Annotated in this window: 17 protein-coding genes; 4 read left to right on the top strand and 13 right to left on the bottom strand. The window is 61.5% G+C overall.

From position 1 onward, the window contains the following. Positions 1–14: 14 nt before the first annotated feature. On the bottom strand, positions 15–1,106 hold the full coding sequence (locus KHU30_RS16080) for a porin (protein WP_211443893.1): 1,092 nt from the start codon (positions 1,104–1,106) through the stop codon (positions 15–17). 192 nt (positions 1,107–1,298) lie between these two features. Here KHU30_RS16080 and KHU30_RS16075 point away from each other — a divergent pair, with 192 nt between their 5' ends. Next, the gene (locus tag KHU30_RS16075; protein WP_211443648.1) at positions 1,299–2,240 is read left to right on the top strand and encodes a LysR family transcriptional regulator; all 942 of its coding nucleotides are present in this window, start codon (positions 1,299–1,301) and stop codon (positions 2,238–2,240) included. On the opposite strand, the gene KHU30_RS16070 is transcribed toward KHU30_RS16075, so the two are convergent. Beyond that, a complete protein-coding gene (locus KHU30_RS16070; RefSeq protein WP_230427422.1) occupies positions 2,234–3,619 on the bottom strand; it encodes a serine hydroxymethyltransferase in 1,386 nt (461 codons plus the stop codon). The two genes, KHU30_RS16075 and KHU30_RS16070, sit on opposite strands and share 7 nt — an antisense overlap. 137 nt (positions 3,620–3,756) lie before the next feature. On the opposite strand from KHU30_RS16070, the gene KHU30_RS16065 reads away from it, so the two are divergent. Beyond that, positions 3,757–5,193 carry an aminotransferase-like domain-containing protein gene (locus tag KHU30_RS16065; RefSeq protein WP_211443647.1) on the top strand — a complete coding sequence of 479 codons (1,437 nt, stop codon included), beginning with the start codon at positions 3,757–3,759 and terminating at the stop codon, positions 5,191–5,193. Positions 5,194–5,206: 13 nt separating this feature from the next. Here KHU30_RS16065 and KHU30_RS16060 read toward each other — a convergent pair whose 3' ends face one another. The 8 genes from KHU30_RS16060 to KHU30_RS16025 form a co-directional block, all read right to left on the bottom strand. Next, positions 5,207–5,998 (bottom strand): SDR family NAD(P)-dependent oxidoreductase, encoded by a 792-nt coding sequence (locus tag KHU30_RS16060; RefSeq protein WP_211443646.1) that lies wholly within the window; start codon positions 5,996–5,998, stop codon positions 5,207–5,209. Between the two features lie 37 nt (positions 5,999–6,035). Beyond that, positions 6,036–7,619 carry an aldehyde dehydrogenase (NADP(+)) gene (locus KHU30_RS16055; protein ID WP_211443645.1) on the bottom strand — a complete coding sequence of 528 codons (1,584 nt, stop codon included), beginning with the start codon at positions 7,617–7,619 and terminating at the stop codon, positions 6,036–6,038. Between the two features lie 27 nt (positions 7,620–7,646). Then, positions 7,647–8,642, bottom strand: coding sequence for an AraD1 family protein (gene araD1, locus KHU30_RS16050; protein ID WP_211443644.1), 996 nt, complete (start codon positions 8,640–8,642; stop codon positions 7,647–7,649). Between the two features lie 32 nt (positions 8,643–8,674). Beyond that, the gene (locus KHU30_RS16045; RefSeq protein WP_211443643.1) at positions 8,675–10,420 is read right to left on the bottom strand and encodes an IlvD/Edd family dehydratase; all 1,746 of its coding nucleotides are present in this window, start codon (positions 10,418–10,420) and stop codon (positions 8,675–8,677) included. 52 nt (positions 10,421–10,472) lie between these two features. Continuing rightward, positions 10,473–11,690, bottom strand: coding sequence for a multiple monosaccharide ABC transporter permease (mmsB, locus tag KHU30_RS16040; RefSeq protein ID WP_230411095.1), 1,218 nt, complete (start codon positions 11,688–11,690; stop codon positions 10,473–10,475). 1 nt (position 11,691) lies between these two features. After that, on the bottom strand, positions 11,692–13,233 hold the full coding sequence (gene mmsA, locus KHU30_RS16035) for a multiple monosaccharide ABC transporter ATP-binding protein (RefSeq protein ID WP_211443642.1): 1,542 nt from the start codon (positions 13,231–13,233) through the stop codon (positions 11,692–11,694). 185 nt (positions 13,234–13,418) lie between these two features. Next, positions 13,419–14,477, bottom strand: a complete 1,059-nt coding sequence (gene chvE, locus KHU30_RS16030; protein WP_211443890.1) for a multiple monosaccharide ABC transporter substrate-binding protein — start codon at positions 14,475–14,477, stop codon at positions 13,419–13,421. Between the two features lie 505 nt (positions 14,478–14,982). Continuing rightward, on the bottom strand, positions 14,983–15,873 hold the full coding sequence (locus tag KHU30_RS16025; protein WP_211443641.1) for a LysR family transcriptional regulator: 891 nt from the start codon (positions 15,871–15,873) through the stop codon (positions 14,983–14,985). 173 nt (positions 15,874–16,046) lie between these two features. Between KHU30_RS16025 and KHU30_RS16020 the strand changes: the two genes are divergently transcribed. Beyond that, on the top strand, positions 16,047–17,162 hold the full coding sequence (locus KHU30_RS16020; protein ID WP_211443640.1) for a YeiH family protein: 1,116 nt from the start codon (positions 16,047–16,049) through the stop codon (positions 17,160–17,162). Between the two features lie 73 nt (positions 17,163–17,235). Here the strand turns inward: KHU30_RS16020 and KHU30_RS16015 are convergent, their stop codons facing one another. Continuing rightward, positions 17,236–18,294, bottom strand: coding sequence for an NAD(P)-dependent alcohol dehydrogenase (locus tag KHU30_RS16015; protein ID WP_211443639.1), 1,059 nt, complete (start codon positions 18,292–18,294; stop codon positions 17,236–17,238). 402 nt (positions 18,295–18,696) lie between these two features. Between KHU30_RS16015 and KHU30_RS16010 the strand changes: the two genes are divergently transcribed. Beyond that, entirely contained in the window at positions 18,697–19,809 is a 1,113-nt protein-coding gene (locus KHU30_RS16010; protein WP_211443638.1) for a porin, read from the top strand. Positions 19,810–19,892: 83 nt separating this feature from the next. Here KHU30_RS16010 and rpiA read toward each other — a convergent pair whose 3' ends face one another. Both rpiA and KHU30_RS16000 read right to left on the bottom strand, forming a co-directional pair. Further along, positions 19,893–20,564 (bottom strand): ribose-5-phosphate isomerase RpiA, encoded by a 672-nt coding sequence (gene rpiA, locus KHU30_RS16005; RefSeq protein ID WP_211443889.1) that lies wholly within the window; start codon positions 20,562–20,564, stop codon positions 19,893–19,895. A gap of 90 nt (positions 20,565–20,654) precedes the next feature. After that, positions 20,655–22,421 (bottom strand): cation:proton antiporter, encoded by a 1,767-nt coding sequence (locus KHU30_RS16000; protein WP_211443637.1) that lies wholly within the window; start codon positions 22,419–22,421, stop codon positions 20,655–20,657. Between the last annotated feature and the right edge of the window lie 200 nt (positions 22,422–22,621).

Genomic DNA, 22,621 nt, shown 5'->3' with positions numbered 1-22,621 from the left:
TTTAAAGCAAAAAATCAGAACGAATGGCTGATGCCGGCATAGCCGCCATTCTGTGCATGTCCCGGCAAAGGATTGTCGAACTCGGTGCCAAAGTCGGCATTGCCCTTGTTGCGCACCGTGCCGACGGCCGCGTACAACAGCGTACGTTTCGACAGGTTGTAGTTGGCGCCGACCATGAACAGGCTGGCGCTGCCTGCGTCATGATTGAGCTTGGCGTGGAAGGCGCCGCCGATCAGGGTCAGGGCCGGCGTCACCGCGTAGTTGGCGCCTATCCAGTAGTGGTTCAGCTTGTCGGGCGCAGTAGGCGCGGCGGTGTCCGGCGCCGAGATGTTTTCGTAGCCGGCAAACAGCTTCAGCGCGTCTATCGTGTAAGTGCCGCCCACGATCAGGTCCTTGGACGCCGTGTAGACATCGGTGTAGCGGCCATTGGTGTCGCGGATCACGTCATAGATGCCGCGCAGCTCCAGGCCGCCATTGGTGTACACCAGGGAGATGCCGTCGCTGCGGCCGTTCTTGGTGGAACCGGCTTTTTCGCCCAGGCTGGTCTGGGCAGTGGCGTTGAAGCCGCTCCAGGTCGGCGTCTGGTATTCGATGACGTTGTTGGCGCCCGGCCAGTTGCGGCCCTTGACCAGGCTGGCCGTGCCCATGAATTGCTGGCCGGTCGGATCGAGGTACCAGATGTCGTTGACGATGAACAGGTTCTTGCCGAACTTGATCGAGCCGGCGCCGCCGTTCAGGCCGACGTACGAACGCCGATTGAACAGCGCGCTGCCGTTGGTGGTGCCCTTGGTGGCGTCGAAGCCCGATTCCAGCAGGAAGAAGGCGCCCAGCCCGCCGCCCAGGTCTTCGGTCCCCTTGAAGCCGATCATGCTGGTGCCCCACTGGTTGCCGGAAGCCGCCAGCTTGCTGCCGGTCTGGCCGGTCAGGTTGCCGTTGGCGTCCTTCAGGGCGACGCTGCTTTGGTAATCGACGCCGGCGTCGACCCGGCCGTAGATGGTGACATTGGTTTGCGCCTGCGCCGGCATGACAGCCAGGCCTAGCAGGCCGAATGCAGCGGTCGCCGCCAGCGCCTTGAGAGGTTTTCCCGAGGTGGTAGTGAAAAGCATCATACGTCTCCTTGAATTTATTTTGTTTTATATGCGCCTGATGATCAGGCTGGCCCCATAGTAAGGATTCGATTGATATCCATCCAATGAATTTTTGCTCCACATCGATACTATGTTTGGTATCATTTTAAGCGCTGCCTCGCGGCGAGAGAGATACGGCGGCATACAAAAACATCAACGAAAGAGACAACCATGTCCACCAACGACACCAACTGGTTCCTGCGCGCCCGCCTGAAAACCCGCCAGCTGCTCTTGCTGATAGCGCTGGACGAGGAGCGCAATATCCACCGCGCCGCCGAAGCACTCAACATGACCCAGCCGGCGGCTTCCAAGCAGCTCAAGGACCTGGAAGACATGCTGGACGTGCAGCTGTTCGAACGGCTGCCGCGCGGCATGCGGCCGACCATCTACGGCGAAGCGATGATCCGCCACTCGCGCATGGCGCTGACCAGCCTGTCGCACGCGCATGACGACATCACGGCGCTGAAATCCGGCCTGTCCGGACAGGTCAATGTCGGCGCCATCCTGTCGCCCGGCATGGTGCTGCTGCCGCCGGCCATTGCGCGCCTCAAGCAGCAGGCGCCCATGCTGCGCATCGGCGTCGAGGTGGAGAGCAGCAACATCCTGCTGGAGCGCTTGCAGCGCGGTTCGCTGGATTTCCTGGTGGCGCGCATCATGGACCAGGACGACAACCGCAATCTCGAATACGAAGAACTGTCGGACGAGCCGGTATGCGTGGTGGCGCGGGTCGATCATCCGCTGCGCCATGTCTCCAGCCTGCAGCTGAAGGATATCGCCGACAGCGGCTGGATCCTGCCGCCGAAAGGCAGCATCCTGCGCCACCGGGTCGACATGATGTTCCACAAGGAAGGCCTGGCGCCGCCCGCCAATGTGGTCGACACCACCGCCATCCTGGTGATCGGCAGCCTGCTGCAGCAGACCGATTTCCTGCATGTGATGCCGGCCGAAGTGGCGCGCTTCTATGTGCAGGTCAATGTGCTGGCGATCCTGCCGATCGAACTGCCCTGCAAGATGGACGGCTTCGGCATCATCACCCGGCGCCTGCAGATCCTGTCGCCGGGCGCGACCATCCTTCAGCAAACGATACGCGACGTCGCCGCGCAGATTTACTGAGATTGCGCCGCAGGCGGCAAGCCGTTCTCAAAGCAGTAGTACAGGGTCTGGTACTGGCTGCGATAATCGATCACGTCCTGCTGCACCCGTTCTACCGGCTCGTTGCGCAGCAGCACGCGCGCAAAGAATTCCGCGATGTCGTCCATCTGCGCTTCCCGCATGCCGAGCCGCGTCACTTCGATGCTGCCGATGCGCAAGCCGCTCGGGCGGTCCCAGTCGCAGGCGGCATCGCCGGGAATCAGGTTCTTGTTGGTGATCAGGTTGGCGCGCGCCAGCTGGTGCGCCACTTCCAGGCCGCCCCCGAACTGCCTGACGTCGGCAATCACCTGATGGGTCTGGCTATAGCCGCGGCGGGCGCCGACCACCGGGATGCCGCGCTGCTCCAGCGCAGCTCCCAGCGCCTGTGAATTCCTGACGATCTGCGCCATGTAGACCTGGCCGAATTCGATCATCTCCGCCGCCGACACCGCCAGCGCCGCCACCCGGTTCACCTGGTGGGTTGCAGCCAGCACCGGAAACACAGCCCACGCCAGGCGCTCGGTAATGGCGGGATCGTTCCAGGCCATGATGCCGCTTTGCGGGCCGCTCCAGGTCTTGCCGGCGGAACCGGTAAGCACCGCCGCCCCCTCGCGCAGCGGATCCTGGAACTGGCCGCCGGCGATCAGCCCGAGCTGATGGGCGCCGTCGAAAAACAGCTTGCCGCCCCAAGGCGCGATGATCTCGCCGATCTCTTTGGCCGGTAGCGCAAACAGCGTCATCGACATGCCCAGCGTGACCAGCTTCGGCCGGTGCTGCTGCGCCACGCGGCGGAAAGCGTCGAGATCGACTTCCAGCTCCGGCGTAAAAGGGATATCGACGATATTCAGGCCGCGCACCCCGGCCGGGCCGTCGGCGCGGTTGCTGGAATGGCCGCCGAACGGCTGCGGCGCCGTCATCACGGTGTCGCCGGGCTCGGTCAGCGCGGTATATACCGCCAGGTTGCCGATCATGCTGGCGCACAGGCGGTGGTCGGCATACTCGGCGCGCAGCGCACGCTTGAGCAGCTCCATGCATAAGGATTCGACTTCGTCGATATAGCGGGTGCCGGCAAACCAGCGGTTGACCGGCCCGATATGGCCTTCCGCGGCGCGTGTGCCTATCTCGGAAGAGAGCAGGCTGCGCACGGTAGGACTGGTGGGCGCTTCCGGCGCCAGCAGGTTGAGGCACTGCTGGCCGCGCCAGATCTCGTTGCGCTTTACCGCCGCCGAGACTTCCTGCGCCATTTCCCTGACATTCTTACAAGCGTCGAGAACTTGCGCCGCGCTTCTCAAGGTGGCGGCGTCGTGGACCTGGTGTTTCGGTTCTGCTTCTGAAAAACGGCCTTGCTGTCCGGCGTGCATGCTGATCTCCTCGATGTGCTTCAAGTGGATGTAACCGCCGCGATGCGGCTGCCTGCATGGAAATATATCGCCGGCGCCGGACCTGGCGTCAAACACTTGTGCAGATTGTTATCGAACAGTTCGCACAGTAAGCGCAAGTGTTCGATAATCAAGCCATCCCTTGCCTCGCCATGGACCGCCGCATGCTGCCGATCGCGCTAGACCGCCACTCTCTCCTGCCGCCGCAACAGCAACTGTGCCAGTTGCTGAAACAGGCCATAGAACAAGGCCGGCTCGCGGCCGGCGGCAAGATGCCGTCGATACGCGCACAAGCGGCGCAGCTCGGCATCAGCCGCTATGCGGTGCTGGCGGCGTATGAAGAACTGGCGGGGATGGGCTTGCTCAATCCGCGCCATGGTTCCGGCTACTACGTGCGGCTCAACGCCACAGCGCCGCGCCAGGCCAGGCCGCCGCACCTGGAGCAGGTATTGGATGTGGCGCTGCTGATCCGCGGCCTGGTGGAACCGAGCACCTTGCTGAAATGCGGCAGCGGCGCATTGCCCAAGGAATGGCTGCAAGGACTGGATTTGCACCGGCACTTGCGCAGCGTTGCGGCGCGCCCCGCCGCCAACGTGTATTGCTACGGCTCCGCTCTGGGCTATGCGCCGCTGCGCGAGGTGCTGCGGCAAAGGCTGGCGCGGCGCGGGATAGACTGCAGCGCCGAACAGATCCTGCTGACAGCCGGCAGCACGCACGGCCTGGAGCTGCTGATCCGCTGCTGCTGCGCGGCGGGCGATACAGTGCTGGTGGAAGCGCCCGGCTACTACAATCTGTTCAGCCTGCTGCACTTGTCGGGGATGGCGATGCAGGCAGTGCCGCGCCAGGCCGACGGGCCTGATCTGGATGCGCTGGAAAGCCTGCTGCGCGGCGGCTTGCGGCCGCGCCTGTTTTTCATGCAATCGCTGCTGCATAATCCGACCGGCAGTTCCATCAGCTGGGCCAAGGCGCATCGCCTGCTGCGGCTGGCGGAGGATTACGATTTCACGATAGTCGACGACGACATCTACAGCGACTTCGCCGTCGACCAGGCGCCCAGGCTGGCCAGCCTGGACGGCTTGCAGCGGGTGGTCTACCTCTCGGGTTTCAGCAAGACCATCTCTTCCGACTTGCGGGTCGGCTATATCGCGGCAGCGGCGCCGCTGCTGCAAACGCTGGCCAGGATCAAGCTGATGATCAGCATCACCACTTCGGAATTCGTCGAACAGACGGTCTACCAGGTGCTGACGCATGGCCACTACGAGCGCCATCTGGCTCAGCTGCGCGCGCGCCTGCAACAGGGCCGGAGCGGCTTGCAGCAGCTGCTGTCGGATAACGGCTGGCAAATGTATTCAACGACGGCGCAAGGCATGTTCATCTGGTGCCGTCATCCGGCCGGCAAGGATTCCCTGCTGCTGGCGCAGGAAGCGGCCGCCGCCGGCTTCTGGTTCGCGCCGGGCAGCGCCTTCGATCCCGATCACCGGCCCAGCGCCTGGCTGCGCTTTAACGTCGCTTACGATACGCCGGAACTGCGCGCCTGGCTGGGCACGATCCGATAGCAGGCGCCGGTGGTCAGGCCCAGCCGGCGTCAACGATGAATTCCTGGGCGGTGCACATGGCGCTGTCGTCCGCCGCCAGGAACAGCACCATGCGCGCCAGGTGCCAGGGTTGCAGCTTGCCGGGCAGGCACTGGTTGCGCTTGATGTCTTCCTCGCCGGCGGCATCCAGCCACAAGGCGACCTGCCGTTCCGTCATCACCCAGCCGGGCGAGACGGTATTGACGCGGATATTGTGCGGGCCGAGATCGCGCGCCAGGCCGCGGGTGAGGCCGACCACCGCCGCCTTCGCCGTGGTGTAGACCGGATAGCCGCCATTGGACAGGTGCCAGCTGATGGAGCTCAGATTGATGATAGCCCCGCCGCCTTTTTTCTGCATGCCCGGAGCGACCGCCTGGCAGGTGAAAAACATGGGGCGCTGGTTGATGGCGATGCGGTCGTTCCAATAGTCGACGGTGACATCCTGCCACTGATGGCGCTGGTCGTTGGCGGCATTGTTGACCAGCACATCGAAATCGCCCAGCTCTTGCGCCATGGCTTGCATGGCAGCTTGCAAAGCCGGGATGTCGCGGATGTCGCAATGACGGAACAACGGCCTGCTGAAGCCGGCATCGGCCAGCCGCTGGCACAGCGCTTCGCTGGCGGCCGTCTCGATATCGACAAACGCCACCCGCGCGCCTTGCTCCGCAAAGGCGCTGACAATCGCTTCGCCGATGCCGCTGCCGCCGCCTGTGACGAATACGCTCTTGCCTTTCAAGCTGGGGAAATGCGCCAGCTTATCGCCTCCAACATTCTTTACCGCCGACATGTCTGCTCCTGTGTAATGTATTGCGGACAGATCCCGCTTATTTCTTCAGCTGTCCGTTGATGCGCTGCCAGATCGCCAGCGGATTACCGTCCTGTACTGCCGCCGGCAACAGCGCCTGCGGCAGGTTCTGGTAGGACACCGGCCGCAGGAAACGCTGGATGGCGGCCGTGCCGACCGAGGTGCTGCGGCTGTCCGACGTCGCCGGGAAAGGGCCGCCGTGCACCATCGAATACGAAACTTCAACGCCGGTCGGAAAACCGTTCGCCAGGATGCGCCCAACCTTGCGCTCCAGCACCGGCAGCAGTTCGCGCGCCGTCGCATGATCCCCATCGTTCATCTGCAGGGTCGCGGTCAGCTGCCCTTCCAGATGTTCGGCGACCTCGCGCATCTGCGCCACATCCTTGCAGGCGATCAGCAAGGAAGCCGGACCGAACACTTCTTCCGACAATTGCGGATCGGCCAGGAAATCCTCGGCGCTGGCGGCGAACAAGGCCGGCACGCCCCCACCGGCCTTGCCGGCATCGCCGGCGATGCCATGGCTCAGCTGGCGCGCATGCGGATTGCTTGCCAGGCGGCCGACGCCCTGCTCATAAGCGCGCTGGATGCCTGCCGACAGCATGGTGCCGGCATGCCGTTGCGCCAGCTGCTCGGCTGCGGTCGCGGTGAAGCGCTCCAGGTCGGGCCCTGCGAGCGCCAGCGCCAGGCCGGGATTGGTGCAGAACTGGCCGACCCCCAGCAGCAGCGAATCGACAAAGCCGGCCGCAAGCGCCTCGGCTTTTTCCGCCAGCGCCTGCGGCAGCAGGAAGACCGGATTGATGCTGCTCATTTCCGCGTACACCGGAATCGGCTGCGGACGTGCGGCAGCCACCGCCATCAGCGCCAGCCCGCCCTGGCGTGAACCGGTAAAGCCGACGGCCTGGATCGCCGCATGGCGCACCAGTTCCGCACCAAGCTGGTTGCCGGTTCCCGTCAGCAAAGAAAACACGCCTTCCGGCAAGCCGGCAGCGGCCACCGCCTGCTGGACCGCCCTGCCCACCAGTTCCGACGTGCCGGGATGAGCCGGATGCGCCTTGACCACCACCGGGCAGCCAGCCGCCAGCGCCGCCGCGGTATCGCCGCCCGCGACCGAAAACGCCAGCGGAAAATTGCTGGCGCCGAATACCGCCACCGGCCCCAGCGCGATCATGCGCAGGCGCAGGTCGACGCGCGGCAAGGGCTGGCGCTCCGGCATCGCGGGATCGATGCGGGCATCCTGCCAGGAACCTTCGCGCAGCACTTCCGCAAACAATTTAAGCTGGCCGACGGTGCGGCCGCGCTCGCCCTCCAGCCTTGCCCTAGGCAGGCCGCTTTCCTGCATGGCGCGTTCGATCAGCTGGTCGCCCAGCCCGATAATGTTGTGGGCAATGCTTTCAAGGAAGCGCGCGCGGGTTTCCGGGGCGGTGGCGCGGTAAGGATCGAAAGCGATGCGCGCCAGCTCGCAGGCACAGTCTATTTCAGCTTTGCCGGCGGTATGGAACGCCGGTTCAAGATCCTTGCCGGCAGCCGGATCGAACGCAAAAAAATCCGCGCCGCCGCCCTTGATGCAAGAGGCGCCGATCAGCGACTCGCCTGTGATATTCATGGTTTTCCCGAAATGTGGATGGCTGGCTTACAGCTGATGGATCTGCGGCGCCGGCACCGTCTCCAGCGCCAGCCGGTTACGCAAGGGCGGACCGAAAGCGGCGACGTCGATCTCGAAGGTTTCGCCGGGCGCCACCTGGATGCCGTCGGCGCAGCTCAGGGTGGCGGTGCCGAAAAAGTGGATATGCACATCGCCCGGGCGGCGGAACAGCGGGTACTTGAAATGGTGGTATTCCAGGTTGGCGACCGTATGCGACATATTGTCCTCGCCGCTGACGAAGGGCTTTTCCCAGCGCACCTCGCCACGGCTGTCGAGGATGCGCGACATGCCCGCCACGTACCGCGGCAAGTCGCCCACCAGCAAGGCCGGTCCGACCGCGCACACGCGCAGCTTGGAATGGGCCAGGTACAGATAGTTCTGGCGCTCGGTGACATGATCGGAAAATTCGTTGCCGATGGCGAATCCGAGCCGGTAAGGCGCGCCGTCCGGTCCGATCACGTACAGGGCGGCGATTTCCGGCTCTTCGCCGCCATCCAGCGCAAACTGCGGCATGTCCAAGGGCTGTTCGGCGGCACGGACGATGCTGCCGTCGCCCTTGTAGAACCATTCCGGCTGGACGCCGGCCTGGCCGGCCGCCGGCTTGCCGCCTTCCAGTCCCATGCGGAACATTTTCATGCTGTCGGTGAGCGTATCGACATCGCTGATTTTCTTGTGCATGGCGTCGCGGCCGTCGGCGCTGCCCAGGTGGGTGAGGCCGGTGCCGGTGACGTAGCAATGCGCGCTGTCGCCATGGTCGAGCGGCGGCAGCAGGCGTCCGGCGCGCGCTACCGTGGCGTAGTCCAGTTCGGTAGCGCCCAATGCTGCGTCGACCAGTTTTTTCAGCGTGCTGCGCGCGGCAATCGCCGCCTGCGCCAGATCGTAGGTCGAGGCATAGCCGTCAACCGCGCGAATCTTCCGGCCTTCGTCTTCCAGTACGCCGATGCGGCGCTGGCCATCGGCTTGCTTGAATTGAACCAACAACATGTACTGCTCCAGTCTGTCTATCTGCCTGCTTGTCAGTGGGAATGCTTGGGAACCGCCGAGCCGCGGCAGCCGACCAGGAAATCGAAATCGCAGCCTTCATCGGCTTGCAGCACCCGGTCGATGTAGAGGCGCTGATAGCCGCTGTGGGCGGTCACTGTCTCGGCATTGACGGCCGCCCGTGCAGTCTGGCGCTGCGCCATCTCGGCTTCGCTGATATCCAGGTGCAAGCGCCCAGCTTCGCAATCCAGTTCGATCCAGTCGCCGTCTTCGACGATCCCCAGCGGGCCGCCGGCAGCCGCTTCCGGCGCTACGTGCAAGACCACCGTGCCGTAGGCGGTGCCGCTCATGCGAGCGTCGGAAATGCGCACCATGTCCTTGATTCCCTGCGCCAGCAGTTTCGGCGGCAAACCCATGTTGCCGACTTCCGCCATGCCGGGATAGCCTTTCGGGCCGCAGTTCTTCATGACCAGCACCGAACTCGCATCTACTTCCAGTTCGGGATCGTTGATGCGTTTCTTGTAGTGGTCGAAATCCTCGAACACCACGGCCTTGCCGCGATGCTTCATCAGCTCCGGCGTCGCCGCCGATGGCTTGAGCACGGCGCCGCGCGGCGCCAGGTTGCCGCGCAGGATGCAGATGCCGCCGTCGGCGATCAGCGGCTTGTCGATGACGCGGATCACTTCATCGTTGTAGATGGGCGCGTCCTGGTTGTTTTCCCACAGCGATTTGCCGTTCACCGTCAGGGCGTCCTTGTGCGGCAGCAGCCCGGCTTCGCCAAGACGGCGCAAGACGCCAGGCAAGCCGCCGGCATAATAGAACTCTTCCATCAGGAAGCGGCCCGACGGCTGCAAGTCGACCAGGGTCGGCGTGCCGCGCCCGATGCGGGTCCAGTCTTCCAGCTCCAGAGGCACGCCGATGCGGGCGGCGATGGCTTTCAGATGGATCACGGCGTTGGTCGAGCCGCCGATCGCGGCATTGACGCGGATGGCGTTTTCGAAGGCTTCGCGCGTGAGGATTTTCGACAGGCGCAAGTCTTCCCACACCATGTCGACGATGCGCATGCCGGACATGTGCGCCAGCACGTAGCGGCGCGCGTCGACCGCCGGAATCGCGGCGTTATGCGGCAACGATGTGCCCAGCGCCTCGGCCATGCACGCCATGGTCGAAGCCGTGCCCATGGTGTTGCAGGTGCCGGCCGAACGCGACATGCCGGATTCCGCCGCCAGGAACTGGTGCATGCTGATCTGGCCGGCCTTGACCGCTTCGCTCAGCTGCCAGACGGCGGTGCCTGAGCCCAGGTCCTTGCCTTCGTGCTTGCCGTTCAACATCGGCCCGCCGGTGACCACAATCGCCGGCACGTCGCAGCTGGCTGCGCCCATCAGCAAGGCCGGCGTGGTCTTGTCACAGCCGACCAGCAGCACCACCGCATCCATAGGATTGCCGCGTATCGATTCTTCTACATCCATGCTGGCCAGGTTGCGCGTCAGCATGGCGGTCGGCCGCAGGTTCGACTCGCCGTTGGAAAATACCGGAAACTCGACCGGGAAGCCGCCGGCTTCGGAAATGCCGCGCTTGACGTGCTCGGCGATCTTGCGGAAGTGCGCATTGCAGGGCGTCAGTTCGGACCAGGTGTTGCAGATGCCGATGATCGGCTTGCCCTGGAATTCATGATCCGGAATGCCCTGGTTCTTCATCCAGCTGCGGTACATCATGCCGTTCTTGTCGTTGCTGCCGAACCATTCGGCCGAGCGCAGCGGGCGTTTCTTATCGACTGTCATCTGTGGCTTCCTCGTAAATTGTGTGCGCTTATTTGCGCGCTCATTTGTGCTCTTACTTGTTCTTGTTATAGACGTCGACAAACACCGCCGCCAGCAGCACCAGGCCCTTGATCACCTGCTGGTAGTCGATGCCGATGCCCATGATCGACATGCCGTTGTTCATCACGCCCATGACGAAGGCGCCGATGACCGCGCCCATGACCTTGCCGACGCCGCCCGAGGCCGAAGCGCCGCCGATGAAGCAGGCAGCGATCACGTCCAGCTCGAAGCCGGTGCCGGCCTTGGGCGTGGCGGTATTCAGGCGCGCCGCGAAAATCAGGCCGGCCAGCGCCGCCAGCATGCCCATGTTGATGAAGGTATAGAACGACACCCTGGAAGTCTTGATGCCGGACAGCTTGGCCGCCTTCTCGTTGCCGCCCACCGCGTAGATGCGGCGGCCGATGGTGGTGCGGTTGGCCACGAAGGTGTACACCACCATCAGCAGGAACATGATGATCAGCACATTCGGCATGCCCTTGTAGGAGGCCAGCAGATAGCTGAAGAAAATGATGACGCCGGCGAAGATGGCGTTCTTCAGGATGAAGAACAGATAAGGTTCGTCTTCCATGCCGTGCTTGCTTTGCTTGGCGCGAGCGCGCACCTTGACGAAAATCATGATCGCCGCCACCAGTACGCCGACCAGCAAGGACGTGATGCGCAGGTCGGCGCCGTTGAACAGATCGGGAATGAAGCCCGAGCTCAGCATCTGGAAATCATCCGGGAACGGGCCGATCGACTGCCCTTGCAGCAGCGCCAGCGTCAAACCCTTGAACACCAGCATCCCGGCCAGCGTGACGATGAAGGACGGAATCTTGAAAAACGCCACCCAATAGCCTTGCGCCGCGCCGATCACGCCGCCGGCCAGGATGCACAGGATACCGGCGAGGACGAAGTTGACATGCAGGTTGACGATCAGCACCGCCGCCAGCGCGCCGATGAAGCCGACCACCGAACCCACCGACAGGTCGATATGGCCGGCCACGATCACCATCAGCATGCCGAGCGCCATGATGACGATGTAGCTGTTCTGCAGCACCAGGTTGGTCAGGTTGAGCGGCTCCATCAGGGTGCCGTTGGTCATGTACTGGAAAAACGCCATGATCGCGATCAGCGACATCAGCATGCCGTATTCGCGCATATTGTTTTTCAGGAAGCCGGCATACTCTTTCTTGTCTGGCAAAGGCTGGGCCCGGTTGTCACTGGCTGCGGGCGCTACGATATCGTTGTTCATTTCAGTTGTCTCCATCATTCTTCACATTCCTTACTATCGCACGCATGATTTTTTCTTGCGACGCTTCCGCCGCCGCCAGTTCACCGACGAAATTGCCTTCGTTCATGACATAGACGCGGTCGCACATGCCGAGCAGTTCCGGCATTTCCGATGAAATCATGATGATGCATTTTCCTTCGCTGGCCAGCTGGCTGATGATGGTATAGATCTCGTACTTGGCGCCGACGTCGATGCCGCGCGTCGGCTCATCCAGTATCAGCACGTCCGGGTTGGAAAACAGCCACTTGCTGAGGACTACTTTCTGCTGGTTGCCGCCCGACAGGTTGAGCACTTTCTGGAACACGTTGGAACAGCGGATTTTCAGCTGGCGGCGATAGTCCGCGGCCACCGAGTATTCGCGCCCTTCGTCGATCACGGTCTTGTCCGCCACGCCATCCAGGTTGGCGAGCGAGATATTCTTCTTGATGTCCTGGTCGAGGATCAGGCCGTAGCCCTTGCGGTCTTCGGTGACATAGGCGATGCCGTTGTCGATGGCTTTCTGCACGGTGCTGACATCGATTTCCTTGCCCCGCAAGAAAACCTTGCCGCTGATGCGCTGGCCGTAGGCGCGGCCGAAAATGCTCATCGCCAGCTCGGTGCGGCCGGCGCCCATCAGGCCGGCGATGCCGACGATCTCGCCTTTCCTGACGTTGAAATCGACGCCCTTGATCACCTGCCGCTCCGGATGGATGGGGTGATGCACGCGCCACTGCCTGACCTCGAAGATGGTCTCGCCTATCTGCGGGCTGCGCTTGGGATAGCGGTCGGCCATCTCGCGGCCAACCATGTTCTGGATGATGCGGTCTTCGCTGATCACTTCCTTGTGGCAGTCAAGCGTATCGACCGTGCTGCCGTCGCGCAGGATGGTGATCGAATCGGCGACCTTGGAAATCTCGTTGAGCTTGTGCGAAATCAGGATCGAGGAAATGCCCTGCGCCTTGAGTTCCAGCAGCAATTCCAGCAAGGCGTCGCTGTCGCTCTCGTTCAGGCTGGCGGTAGGCTCGTCCAGGATCAGCAGCTTGACCTGCTTGGAGAGCGCCTTGGCGATTTCAATCAGTTGCTGCTTGCCGACGCCGAGATTGGTGATCAGCGCGTTGGGCGATTCCTTGAGGCCGACTTTCACCAGCAGCTCCTTGGTCTTGGCGTAGGAGCCGGCCCAGTCGATCACGCCATGTTTCGCCTGTTCATTGCCGAGGAAGATATTTTCGGTGATCGACAGCAGGGGCACCAAGGCCAGTTCCTGATGGATGATGATGATGCCGCATTCTTCGCTGTCGGCGATGCCTTCGAATTTTCGCGTCTGCCCTTGATAGTGGATATCGCCGGTGTAGCTGCCATGCGGATAGACTCCGCTCAGCACTTTCATCAAGGTCGACTTGCCGGCGCCGTTTTCGCCGACCACGGCGTGGATCTCGCCGCTGCGCACTACCAGATTGACGTTGTCTAATGCTTTGACTCCCGGGAATGTCTTCCCGATCCCGCGCATCTCCAGGATAGTTTCCATCTGTGTTACCTCACTTGCGGGAATCTCCAAGAATCCGCTGCGCGGTTCCTGGAGCCCCCTTACCCGATACCGCGCACAATGTCGCCGGCGCCTGACAAACGGACCTTGCAACAGCGGCGGGCGCGCTGCAAGGTCCGGTCAAACAAGATCTTCAAGCCATCGCGCCGTGGCGATGCGCCCGATGCTTATTTGATCTGGCTCTCAGTGTAATAGCCGCTGCCGATCAGCACCGGCTTCCAGTTGGAAGCGTCAACGCTGACCGGTTTCAGCAGGTAGGAAGGCACGACCTTGACGCCGTTGTTATAGGTCTTGGTATCGTTGATGGCCGGTGTTTTTCCGCTCAGCTCCGCATCCACCATGCCAGCCGTGACCTTGGCCAGCTCACGCGTGTCCTTGAACACGGTCTGGCGCTGCTCGCCGCGCAGGATCGATTTCACCGAAGGAATCTCGGCGTCCTGGCCGGTCACGACAGGCATCGGCTGCTTGGGCGTGCCGTAGCCGACGCCTTTGAGAGAGGACAGGATACCGATGCTGATGCCGTCATACGGCGACAGCACCGCATCCACGTGGGCATTGCCGTAGTAGGCGCTGAGCAGGTTATCCATGCGCGCCTGGGCGACCGCGCCATCCCAGCGCAAGGTGGATACCTTGTCCATGCCTGCCTGCTTGCTGCGCACTACCAGCTTGCCTTTGTCGATGTATGGCTGCAGCACCGACATCGCGCCGTTGTAGAAGAAGAAGGCGTTGTTGTCGTCGGCCGAGCCGCCGAACAGTTCGATATTGAACGGGCCCTTGCCGCCCTTCAGGTCCAGCGCTTTTTCAATATAGCTCGCTTGCAGCACGCCGACCTGGAAGTTGTCGAAGGTCGCGTAGTAATCGACGTTCTTGGAGTTGCGGATCAGGCGGTCATAGGCGATGATCTTGACGCCCTTGTCGGCGGCTTTTTGCAGGGCATTGGTCAGCGTGGTGCCGTCGATCGCCGCGATCACCAGGACTTTCACGCCCTTGGTCACCATGTTTTCAATCTGCGCCAGCTGGTTCGGGATGTCGTCTTCCGCGTATTGCAGGTCGGTCTTGTAGCCCTTTTCCTTGAACACCTTGACCATATTGTCGCCATCGGCGATCCAGCGGGCGGAAGATTTGGTCGGCATCGAGATCCCGATCAGGCCCTTATCCTGCGCGCTGGCGTGGGACACCAGGCCGAACATGCCTATCATTACGCCAACAATCGTTGTCTTAATCATTTTCACAGCTTGTCTCCTTGAGTTATTTTGATTTTCTATCAGAACATGGTGAAGCGACTGCTACTGCATGGTTGGTCCGGTCAGCGATGGAAGTTGTGCAGGTACAGCATGGTATTTTCCAAACAGCAATGCCGAAACTGTCAATATAGACCTTTCCTGGTGGATTTCCTCGCTATCTTACGAACATCACTGATATCAAACAAATGAATTTTTTCATTATTTCGATATCCATTTCAATATTACTACATAGAAAATAAGCTGTCTCTGGCTCCCCTTGCAAGGCCGTTCCCGAGAGAACAAATACCGAAGCCAGTGTAAAAACACTTGGCTGGTCTTACTAATCACTTTTTTATTGAAGTCGATATCTGTTTTGGTATCAGTAACGCGAAGATTTTTTGAGTATCGCGGCCAGCATGCGTTTCAAGGCGAAACGCCTCCTCCAGCTAACGGCAATCGCCGGCCGGCGTCGGCAGGAAGTCTGAAAAACAGGTGAATCCCAGGCGGCTCAGGACCAGCCGCGGCAAAAAGCCAGGAACTGCATCAACCTCAGCGACAGGATCTTGTGCCTGCTGTGAATCAGGTAGAAATGCCGGTGCAGGCGTGGCAGCGTGGTATTCAGTTCCACCAGCCGTCCGCTCTGCAGGAAATCCGCCACCACCGCATGCGACAGGCAGCTGATGCCAAGACCGGCCGCCGTGGCATGCTTGATCGCTTCGGAATTGCCGAATTCATAGCTTTGCTGCAAATAGTGCAGATGCGGCAGCAAGGCTTGTTCGACCGCTTCGCGCGTGCCGGAACCCGGTTCGCGCAATAGCCATTCGGCCGCGCGCAGCTGCGCCACGCCGGTCTTCTTGCCGCCGGCAGCCAAAGGGTGCTGCGGCGACGCCACGATCAGCAATTCATCGACCATCCACGGTTCCACCTGCAGGTCGGCGGCGCGGCTGGAGCCTTCGATGAGGCCGACGTCGACCTCGAAATTGAGCACGGCAGCGACGATGTCGGCGGTATTGGCGATCGTCACCCGCACTTGCAGCTGGCTGTGCTGCTCGCGGTAGGAGGCGATCAGCGACGGCAGCAGGTAGCTGCCGATGGTGGTGCTGGAGCCGATCTGCAAGCCGCCGCCCTGCGCCATGCCAGGCATCAGGAACTGCTGCTCTATGGTCTTGGCGCCATCCACCACCTGCGCCGCCTGCGGCAGCAGCAGGCGGCCGTTGTCGTTCAGGATCAGGCGCTTGCCGACGCGGTCGAACAGGCGGCAGTCGAGCAGGTTTTCCAGTTCGTTGAGGGCGGCGCTGGTGGCAGATTGCGACAAGGCCACCTGATCGGCCGCCGCCGTGGTGCTGCCGGATTGGGCCACGGCCAGGAATATCTGCAATTGTCGGATGGTGAGACGCATGGTCACTGACCTTGTTGGTGGCAAGAAAATGAGGAATCGCGGGAAGGAAATCGCAACCTACCCATAAAACAGGTTAATTATACAAAATTAATCAGTTTTTCTTTTAAGCCATGCCTGGTTATAGTGGTTTCCATACCGACGCATCCGAGCGCCGCATCAAGATTGGAGCCATCATGAATACCTCAACGCTGGCAAGCGCTGTCACTACACCCAAGACCCGGCCGCCTCTATTGGCCGGCCTTGCATTGAGCGGCCTGATCGCCGCGGCCGCCATCGCCGCCGCCAGGATAGGCTGGCTGCAGGCGCACGGCTTCAGCGCACTGACGCTGGCGATCGTGATCGGCATGCTGGTCGGCAACCTGGGCTATCGGCACATAGCGCCGGCCTGCGCGCCGGGCGTCAATTTTTCCAAGCAAAACCTGCTGCGCCTGGGCATCATCCTGTACGGCTTCCGCCTGACCTTCCAGGATATCGGCCACGTCGGCCTGAGCGGCGTGCTGATCGATGCGCTGGTGCTGTGCTCGACCTTCGGCATGGCGCTGCTGCTCGGCACCCGTGTGTTCAAGCTGGACCGCAATACCGCCATGCTGATCGGCGCCGGCAGTTCAATCTGCGGCGCGGCGGCGGTGATGGCGACCGAACCGGTGCTGCGCGCCCACCCGGCGCAAGTCACGGTGGCGGTGGCCACGGTGGTCGTGTTCGGTTCGCTGGCGATCTTCCTCTATCCGCTGCTGTACCAGCTGAACCTGCACTGGCAGTTCCTGGCGGCTTCGCCGCTGGCTTATGGAATATTCACCGGCTCGACCGTGCATGAAGTTGCCCAGGTGGTGGCGGCTGCCCGCGCCGTCAGTCCCGATGCCGCCAATACCGCGGTGATCGCCAAGATGGTGCGGGTGATGATGCTGGCGCCGTTCCTGATGCTGCTGTCGGCCTATGTGGCGAAGAATGTGGCGAAGAATGCAGCGAAGAAATCGGCGGGCGCCGTCAACAGCGGCAGCGCCAAGCCGAGCGGCGCCGGCCGCCTGGCGATTCCGTGGTTCGCCTTCGGTTTCGTCGCAGTGGTGGCGCTCAATTCACTGGCTGCGCTGCCGAGCGCGCTGGTGGCGCATGTCAACGACGCCGACAACGTGCTGCTGGCGATGGCGATGGCGGCGCTGGGCATCTCCACCCACTTTTCTTCGATACGCACTGCCGGCATCAAACCCTTGCTGTTCGCCGCCTGCCTGTTCGGCTGGCTGATCGTCGGCGGCGCAATGATCAACAATCTGGTGCTGCGCTTGTTTGCCTGATCTACAGCTTCACATCCAGCAATAGAACCCGGGCGGCCCGGCAAGGAAATACCTTGCCGGGCCGCTCAGTCCATCAGGCAGCCGCGGGCAAGGAGGCCATGTCGATCACGAAGCGGTACTTGACGTCGCTCTTCAGCATTCTTTCGTAAGCCTGGTTAATGTCCTCGATGGCGATGATTTCGATATCCGAGACTATCCCGTGTTCGGCGCAGAAATCCAGCATTTCCTGGGTTTCCTTGATGCCGCCGATCAGCGAGCCGGCCAGGGTGCGGCGCTTCATGATCAGGTTGAACACGTTGGGCGACGGATGCGGCTCAGCCGGCGCGCCCACCAGCGTCATGGCGCCGTCGCGTTTCAGCAGATTGAGGAAGCTGTCCAGGTTGTGCGGCGCCGCCACGGTATTCAAGATGAAATCGAAGCTGCCGGCGTGCTGCGCCATCTGCGCGGCGTCCTTGGAGACCACCACTTCGTCGGCGCCGAGCCGCAAGGCGTCTTCGGTCTTGCCTGGCGAAGTAGTAAACAGCACCACATGCGCTCCCATCGCATGGGCGATCTTGACGCCCATATGGCCGAGCCCGCCCAGGCCGACGATGCCGACCTTGTGGCCCTTGCCGACTTTCCAGCGGCGCAGCGGCGAATAGGTGGTGATGCCGGCGCACAGCAACGGCGCCACCGCCGCCAGATCGAGCTTGTCCGAGACATGCAGGACGAATTTCTGGTCGACCACGATATTGCTGGCATAGCCGCCGTAAGTGACGCCGCCGCTATGCTTGTCGTCAGCGTTGTAGGTGCCGGTGAAGCCGTTCTCGCAATATTGTTCCAGCCCTTCAGCGCAGCTCGGACAATGCTGGCAGGAATCGACCATGCAGCCGACGCCGGCCAGGTCGCCGGCTTTGAAATGTTTCACCTGAGCGCCGACGGCGACCACCCGGCCGACAATTTCATGCCCCGGCACCGCCGGATAGACGGTGTTGTGCCATTCGTTGCGGGCGGTATGCAGATCCGAGTGGCAGACGCCGCAAAACAGGATCTCGATCTGCACATCCTGAGGACCCGGTTCCCGCCGCTCAAAGGCGAATGGCGTCAAAGGCGTGTGCGCATTATGCGCGGCATATCCTGAAGCTTTCAGCATGACATTTCCTTTTTGATATATGGAACGACAAACCGGCGACGCCGGAACATCGCGGCACAGGCGTGCCACGCGTCATTTCTGCACCTCCAGCAAGGCTCTGCCGGCAACGGCCGCGCGCCAGGCAGGCACGATCAATGACAACAGCGAACTCTCACTATACGCCTGCCCGAATAAATCCTATGTTCAGTCATAAATGTCATAAATCACTGTCAAAAAACAACATAAACATGCAACGTCATCCAATTTGAAAAAATTCTTCAAAAAACAAGTGCATTTTTCTTCTTCGCGGGTAATATCTAGCCCGTCCAGTTAGTAACAATTAGTAACATTAGTAACAAATTGTTGCGCAGCCTCTCAAGCCGGACACGAGGATAAATTACTTACAAATATCAAAGGGAAGAAATGAAAAAGACCGTATTCGCACTAGCCGCCCTCGCCCTGATCGGCGCTAATGCACACGCTCAAAGCAATGTCACCATCTACGGCGTGGTCGATACCAGCCTGACTTACACCAGCAAGGTAGGCGCCAAGAACGATAGCCGCTTCAGCATCGATTCCGGCGATCTGTCAACTTCCCGCATCGGCTTCAAGGGCATGGAAGACTTGGGCGGCGGCCTGAAGGCGATTTTCCACCTGGAGAACGGCTTCAATGCGGATGACGGTTCATTCGGCACCGCCAGCACCCTGTTCGACCGCAAATCGGTAGTCGGCCTGTCGGGCGCGTTCGGTACGGTCACGATCGGCCGCCAGACCGATTTCCTGGAAGACATCGGCAACAAGTACACCTCGGTGCAGACTTTCGGCGGCAACGGCGTCAAGGGCGGCCACTTCAACAACCTGGACCGCATTTCCGGCGCCCGCACCAACAATTCGATCCGCTATGACAGCAGCAACCTGAGCGGCTTTACCGGCAGCCTGTTCTACGGCTTCGGCGAAGTAGCCGGCCAGACATCCGCCGGCCAGGCTTTCGGCCTCGGCGGCAACTATGCCAACGGTCCGTTCGGCATCGGCCTGGCGTATTTCCAGACCAAGCTGGCGGCTGACGCCTTGCCAAGCAAGGCAGGCGATACCGACCTCAAGACCTTCACCCTGGGCGCCAGCTACCAGGCAGGGCCAGCCAAGATCTACGGCGCATGGTCGCAAACCAAGCGTCCATTGGCGGCAGCCGTGGCTGGCGCCGGCCTGGTCAACATCACTACCGCGACCAAAGCCAACATTTTCGACCTGGGAGTGGATTACACGCTGTCGGGCAACCTGCACCTGCTGGCCAGCGTGATCCATGACCGCGCCGACATCAGCCGCAAGACCGCCGGCTCGACCAAGGGCAAGACTACCCAGCTGAACCTGGGCGTCGACTACTTCCTGTCCAAGCGCACCGACCTGTACGCCATGTACAGCAACCAGCGCGCCAAGGACGTCGTCAATCCGGGCGTGATCAACGGCGCATACAGCAACTCGCCGGCGGACGACAGCAGCCAGAACGTCTTGCGCGTCGGCCTGCGTCACAAGTTCTGATGTAAGGCAGTGGTAAGCAGTTAGCAGCATCGGCGAGGGAAACCGCGTTTCCCTCGCTTCTTCCTGCGGCAGGAGAGAAGAATTTAGAAGGTCAAGGTCTTGACGCCATCCGGCGTGCCGAGCAGGCAGACGTCAGCGCCCTGCTGGGCAAACAGGCCGACTGTCACCACGCCGGTGATCTGGTTGATTTGCCGTTCGAGTTCGACCGGATCGGCAATCTTCAAGCCCACCACATCGATGATCACGTTGCCGTTGTCGGTAATCAGCGGAATCCCATCCTTGAAACGCAGGTTCGGCTCGCCGCCCAGCTTGACCAGTTTGCGCGCCACTACCGCCTGCGCCATCGGGATCACCTCGACCGGCAGCGGAAACTTGCCGAGCATCTTGACCAGCTTGGAGCCGTCGGCGATGCAGATGAATTTCTCCGCCACCGAAGCAACGATCTTTTCCCGTGTCAGCGCCGCGCCGCCGCCTTTGATCATGGCGCCCTCGGCAGTGATTTCATCGGCGCCGTCGACATACACCGGCATGGTGGCGACCTGGTTGAGGTCGTACACTTCGATGTCATGGCCGCGCAGCCGCGCCGCGGTCGCTTCCGAGGAAGCCACGGCACCCTTGATGCGGTGCTTGATCTTGGCCAGTTCGTCGATGAAGAAATTGGCGGTAGAGCCGGTGCCGACGCCGACAATCTGGCCGTCCACCACGTATTTAATTGCTTCGCGGGCAACAGCTTGCTTGAGTTGATCCTGGGTCATGGCAGTCATGGCATTGTCTTGAAAGAGATAAAAGCGTTATTTTAACCAATCGTCGGCCAATCGCCCCAAATCAATCGCCCACTCTGGCGTTCAGTGCTTCTCGTCGGGCTGCTGTTCCAGGGTCTCGCGCAAGGCGATCTGCAGCTTGGAATGCAGTTTGACAAAGCGCTGCCACAATACCAGCACCAGGACCGCGGCGCCGACCAGCACCAGGATCAGCAGGTTGGTCGGCGGCAGGATACGGCTGCTGAGCGCGGTGATCATCAGCATGATGCCGACGATGGAGACCACCGGGATGACTTCCGCGATCACGCGCCGCACCGCATGATTATAAGAACCGGCCCATTCCGGCTTGACGCTGATTTCCGCCAGCAGCATGCTCAGCGCGTGCAGCTTGCGGTAGGTCGCAATCAGGAAAGGCAATGACAGCAACAGCGCCCCGCCCCACACGATCGCGTCCTGCACCTGCGGATCCACAACCCACGCCGCCAAGTGCTCACCCAGGACGCCGGCAAAATAGCCGCCGATGATGAAGATCGCCGCCACCAGCGCCAGGTTCACCACCACCTGCAGCAAGATGCGGCGGATGATGCGCGACAGTTCGGCGCGGTCGCCCTGCGGCTGCAGGCTGGCGAGCCAGGTCGAGTACATGCCGAACACTGCCGACAGCTTATCCGGCATGGCTTTCGCCAGGCGGCCGGAAAGCGGATCGGCCAGCTTGATCAGGTAAGGAGTCAGCAAGGTAGTCACCGCCGACACCGCCACCACGGTCGGATACAGGAAGTCGCTGGTGACTTTCAGGCTGACCCCGAGCGCGGCGATGATGAAGGAAAACTCGCCGATCTGCGACAAGCCCATGCCGACGCGCATCGAGGTGCGGCCATCCTGGCCGGACAGGAAAGTCGCGAGCCCGCAGCTGACCACCTTGCCCAGCACCACCGCGATCGTGATGACGCCGATCGGCAGCCAGTACTGCGCCAGGATGGAGGGATTGAACAGCAAGCCGATGGCGACGAAAAAGATCGCGCTGAACATATCGCGCACCGGCTCGATCAACCGTTCGATCTGGTGCAGGTGACGCGATTCGCCCATCACCGCGCCGATGATGAAAGCGCCCAGCGCCACGCTGTACTCCATCTTCATGACCAGCAGGCAGAAGCCGAAACACAATCCCAGCACGGTCACCAGCAGCATTTCCTTGCTCTTGAACCTGGCCACGTAATCGAGCAGGCGCGGCACGATCAGGATGCCGGACACCAGCGCCACGATCATGAACAGCAGCAGCTTGCCGATCGTCGTCACGGCGTCGCCGGCATCCACCGAGCCGCTGGTGGCCACGCCTGAGAGCAAGGCGATCATGCCGATCGCCAGCACATCTTCGACGATCAGGATGCCGAAAATCAGCTGCGCGAACTTTTCGCGCTTCATGCCCAGTTCGTCGAGCGCCTTGACGATGATGGTGGTGGAGGACACCGACAGCATGGCGCCGAGGAACACCGCATCCATCTTCTTCCAGCCGAAATAGATGCCGATTTCATAGCCTATCCACAGCATCAGCGTGATCTCCGCCAGCGCCGCGACAAACGCGGTGGCGCCGACCTTGGCCAGTTTCTTCAGGCTGAATTCCAGCCCCAGCGAAAACAGCAGGAAAATCACTCCCAGCTCCGCCAGGATCTGGATCGTGCGTTCATCGGTGATCAGGGAAAACGGCGGCGTATGCGGGCCGATGATGACGCCGGCGACGATATAGCCGAGCACCACCGGTTGCTTGAAACGGTTGAACAGCACCGTGACGACGCCGGCGATCAGCATGATGACGGCAAGATCCTGGATGAAGGTTTCTACTGCATGGTGCATAGGCTTTTCGAATAGAAGTCAGCGGCTATCGGGGAGGCGCACGAACAGAAGCGGAGCAAGCAGCGCCGCCATGCAAGGCAGTGATGGGTACGGCAACAGCAAGACCGGCGACTGCATTGGTCTTGGCTTAATTGAAATTCTACCTGCTATCGGATATTTATTTCCAATAGCTTGGTGGTTTTATGCGGCGATATGCACAT

Source organism: Collimonas humicola (assembly GCF_018304945.1).
Taxonomy (GTDB): domain Bacteria; phylum Pseudomonadota; class Gammaproteobacteria; order Burkholderiales; family Burkholderiaceae_D; genus Collimonas; species Collimonas humicola.
Note: the sequence above shows the minus strand (reverse complement) of the source record. Positions and strands in the feature narration are given on the sequence as shown.

Bases quoted from the DNA above. Each gene is read 5' to 3' on its own strand.
- KHU30_RS16080 (WP_211443893.1), bottom strand. From the start codon at position 1,106: ATGCTTTTCACTACCACCTCGGGAAAACCTCTCAAGGCGCTGGCGGCG.
- KHU30_RS16075 (WP_211443648.1), top strand. From the start codon at position 1,299: ATGTCCACCAACGACACCAACTGGTTCCTGCGCGCCCGCCTGAAAACC.
- KHU30_RS16070 (WP_230427422.1), bottom strand. From the start codon at position 3,619: ATGCACGCCGGACAGCAAGGCCGTTTTTCAGAAGCAGAACCGAAACAC.
- KHU30_RS16060 (WP_211443646.1), bottom strand. From the start codon at position 5,998: ATGTCGGCGGTAAAGAATGTTGGAGGCGATAAGCTGGCGCATTTCCCC.
- KHU30_RS16055 (WP_211443645.1), bottom strand. From the start codon at position 7,619: ATGAATATCACAGGCGAGTCGCTGATCGGCGCCTCTTGCATCAAGGGC.
- araD1 (WP_211443644.1), bottom strand. From the start codon at position 8,642: ATGTTGTTGGTTCAATTCAAGCAAGCCGATGGCCAGCGCCGCATCGGC.
- KHU30_RS16045 (WP_211443643.1), bottom strand. From the start codon at position 10,420: ATGACAGTCGATAAGAAACGCCCGCTGCGCTCGGCCGAATGGTTCGGC.
- mmsB (WP_230411095.1), bottom strand. From the start codon at position 11,690: ATGAACAACGATATCGTAGCGCCCGCAGCCAGTGACAACCGGGCCCAG.
- mmsA (WP_211443642.1), bottom strand. From the start codon at position 13,233: ATGGAAACTATCCTGGAGATGCGCGGGATCGGGAAGACATTCCCGGGA.
- chvE (WP_211443890.1), bottom strand. From the start codon at position 14,477: ATGATTAAGACAACGATTGTTGGCGTAATGATAGGCATGTTCGGCCTG.
- KHU30_RS16025 (WP_211443641.1), bottom strand. From the start codon at position 15,873: ATGCGTCTCACCATCCGACAATTGCAGATATTCCTGGCCGTGGCCCAA.
- KHU30_RS16020 (WP_211443640.1), top strand. From the start codon at position 16,047: ATGAATACCTCAACGCTGGCAAGCGCTGTCACTACACCCAAGACCCGG.
- KHU30_RS16015 (WP_211443639.1), bottom strand. From the start codon at position 18,294: ATGCTGAAAGCTTCAGGATATGCCGCGCATAATGCGCACACGCCTTTG.
- KHU30_RS16010 (WP_211443638.1), top strand. From the start codon at position 18,697: ATGAAAAAGACCGTATTCGCACTAGCCGCCCTCGCCCTGATCGGCGCT.
- rpiA (WP_211443889.1), bottom strand. From the start codon at position 20,564: ATGACCCAGGATCAACTCAAGCAAGCTGTTGCCCGCGAAGCAATTAAA.
- KHU30_RS16000 (WP_211443637.1), bottom strand. From the start codon at position 22,421: ATGCACCATGCAGTAGAAACCTTCATCCAGGATCTTGCCGTCATCATG.